The organism is Actinomycetota bacterium (genome assembly GCA_005774595.1).
Lineage (GTDB): Bacteria > Actinomycetota > Coriobacteriia > Anaerosomatales > D1FN1-002 > D1FN1-002.
Genome location: VAUM01000319.1, coordinates 1 through 2,147, shown reverse-complemented (window position 1 = coordinate 2,147; position 2,147 = coordinate 1). Strand labels below are relative to the sequence as shown.

Genomic DNA, 2,147 nt, shown 5'->3' with positions numbered 1-2,147 from the left:
GGTGGCGAGGCCGAATCCAAGGATGATGCGCCGGAGCATGCTCCCCCTCAGGACGGCGCGACACTCACTAACCCTTGATTCAACGGAACCGTCGAATCCTCCACCGCGGCTCCGCGCTTCCGCGTATGACCATACCGCATCGCCCGCGCGTGCAGGCCATCCGCCCCACGGCGCGCTCTCGCGGTTCCGTGTAAGCCGCCTGCGGACCCCTGCCCAGCCCTCGTCGCACGTCGGCGCGGAAGCACTCGCGACGTGACGCGCCGCGTGCGAGACTGACCCAGTCAGCGCATACGATCCGAGAGGGGCCACGGCCTGATGCTCAAGGAGTTCAAGGAGTTCGCGTTCAAGGGCAGCGTCGTCGACCTCGCGGTCGGCGTGATCATCGGCGCCGCGTTCAACGCGGTGGTCAAGGCGTTCGTCGACAACCTGATCAACCCTCTGCTCGGCCTGCTCGGCGGCGGGAAGGCGAGCCTCGAGGCGCTCGCGCTGAAGATCACGCCCGGCGTCTCGCTGACCTACGGGCAGTTCCTGAGCGCCATCCTGAACTTCCTGCTCGTCGCGTTCGCGCTGTTCATCCTGGTCAAGGCGGTCTCGAAGTTCCGCAGGCAGGAGGAGTCGGCCGACCGGGAGTGTCCCTACTGCCTGACCGCCGTACCCAAGAAGGCGACGCGCTGTCCGGCGTGCACGAGTGAGCTGATCGCCGAGTAGACAGGCCCCGCGACCGCGCTACTCGCCGGCGACCCTCGCGAGCGCGTCGACGACCTCGCGCTCCTCGTCGACCGAGAGTGTGCGGGGGTCGAGCAGCACGCGGTCCTCGGCGATGCGCGCGATGACGTGCGGCTCGCCGGTCCGCAGCTTCCGCTCCAGATCGACCACGCCGGTGCGCTGGGGCGAGACCGCGACCACGACGGTCGGCAGGTCCGCCATCGGCAGCGCCCCGCCCCCGGCGCGCGAGACATCGTCCTGCACTCCGGTGAGGTAGGCGCCGGGCGAGCACTTGGCGATCGCGTCGGCGAGCCGCGCGGCGCGCTCGGCCATCTCGGCCTTCGAGGCGAACAGCATCCGCAGCGTCGGGATCTCGCGCGCGGCGCGCTCGGGTTCGAGGTACAGGCGCAGCGTCACCTCGAGTGCGGCGAGCGTCATCTTGTCGAGCCGCACCGCGCGGGCGAGCGGGTGCTTCTTGAGCGCGGCGATGACGTGCCACTTGCCCGCGATGATGCCGGCCTGGGGCCCGCCGAGCAGCTTGTCGCCGCTGCAGGTGACGACGTCGGCGCCGGTGGCGACCGACTCGCCCACGGTCGGTTCGTACGGCAGCCCGTGGTCGCGCAGGTCGACGAGCACGCCTGAGCCCTGGTCCTCGTACACGGGCACCGCATGCTCCGCGCCGAGGTCCACCAACTGGCGCAAGGTGACCTCCTCGGTGAAGCCGACGACGCGGAAGTTGCTCGAGTGGACCTTGAGCAACAGGCCGGTGTTCGGGGTGAGCGCGGCCTCGTAGTCGCGCAGGTGCGTCTTGTTGGTGGCGCCGACCTCGACCATCGTGGCGCCCGACTCGGCCATCACGTCGGGGATGCGGAACGACCCGCCGATCTCGACGAGCTGCCCGCGCGAGACGATGGCCTCCTTGCCGCGCGCCAGGCCGGCAAGCGTCAGCAACACCGCGGCGGCGTTGTTGTTGACCGCCATCGCGGCCTCGGCGCCGGTCAGCCGGCAGATCAGCTCCTCCACGTGAGCGTGGCGCGACCCGCGCTCGCCGGACTCGACCTCGTACTCGAGCGTCGAGTACCCGCGCGCCGTGTCCACCACGGCCTCGATCGCGGACTCCGCGAGCGGCGATCGGCCGAGGTTCGTGTGCACGACGATCCCGGTGGCGTTGATGACGCGCCGCAGCGACCGGCGCGCCTTGGCGCGTGCGAGCGCGATCGCGGCCGCGGCGACGGCGTCGGCGGCCGGATCGGCGTCACGCCCGTCAGCGAGCTCGGTCCGCACCGCGTCGACGGCCTCGCGCACCGCGTCGAGCACGAGCGCGCGGGGCACCTCGGCGCACAGCGCCGCGAGGTCCTCGCGCTCGAGCAGCGCGTCGACCTTCGGCAGGCGGCGCAGGCGTGACTGCAGGTCGTCGGTCATGCGCTACAGGATACCCGAGG

2 protein-coding genes are annotated in these 2,147 nt (G+C 71.2%); one reads left to right on the top strand and one right to left on the bottom strand.

The window, feature by feature from the left end:
* The first annotated feature begins 315 nt into the window (after window positions 1–315).
* On the top strand, window positions 316–708 hold the full coding sequence (mscL, locus tag FDZ70_09615) for a large conductance mechanosensitive channel protein MscL (GenBank protein TLM69729.1): 393 nt from the start codon (window positions 316–318) through the stop codon (window positions 706–708).
* An 18-nt stretch (window positions 709–726) separates the two neighbouring features.
* Here mscL and FDZ70_09610 read toward each other — a convergent pair whose 3' ends face one another.
* On the bottom strand, window positions 727–2,127 hold the full coding sequence (locus FDZ70_09610; protein TLM69728.1) for an L-seryl-tRNA(Sec) selenium transferase: 1,401 nt from the start codon (window positions 2,125–2,127) through the stop codon (window positions 727–729).
* Window positions 2,128–2,147 lie beyond the last annotated feature (20 nt).

What these genes read in the sequence shown, in the direction of transcription:
- FDZ70_09610 (TLM69728.1), bottom strand. Translation starts at nt 2,127, where the DNA reads ATGACCGACGACCTGCAGTCACGCCTGCGCCGCCTGCCGAAGGTCGAC.
- mscL (TLM69729.1), top strand. Translation starts at nt 316, where the DNA reads ATGCTCAAGGAGTTCAAGGAGTTCGCGTTCAAGGGCAGCGTCGTCGAC.